The organism is Pseudoalteromonas sp. S3260, from assembly GCF_005886925.1.
Taxonomy (GTDB): domain Bacteria; phylum Pseudomonadota; class Gammaproteobacteria; order Enterobacterales; family Alteromonadaceae; genus Pseudoalteromonas; species Pseudoalteromonas tetraodonis.
The window spans coordinates 1-372 of sequence record NZ_PNCV01000254.1; the positions used below are offsets into that span (position 1 = coordinate 1).

General features: G+C 52.4%; 1 pseudogene. It reads left to right on the forward strand.

Annotated features, from left to right (window positions below):
• Positions 1-372 (forward strand): annotated as a pseudogene (locus tag CWC14_RS18370) (type VI secretion system ATPase TssH); the annotation flags it as partial.

Below are 372 nucleotides of genomic sequence, written 5' to 3' on the forward strand. Positions count from 1 at the left end.
TGGAAAGTGAATATGCTGAGTTGGACGAAGTATGGAACGCGGAAAAGGCCTCGCTGCAAGGCACTCAAGTGATTAAAGCGGAGCTGGAGCAAGCGCGTTTGGACTTAGAGGTGGCACGTCGAGCCAGTGATCTGCAGCGAATGTCGGAACTTCAGTACGGCCGAATTCCCGAGCTGGAGCGCAAATTAGACCTTGCCTCGCAAGTTGAAATGCAAGATATGAATTTGCTGCGTAATAAAGTGGGTGAAGACGAGATTGCCGAGATCCTCTCACGCTGGACTGGTATTCCAGTGGCGAAAATGCTTCAAGGCGAGCGTGAGAAGTTGCTGCAGATGGAAGACGAGCTGCACCAGCGCGTTATCGGCCAAGACG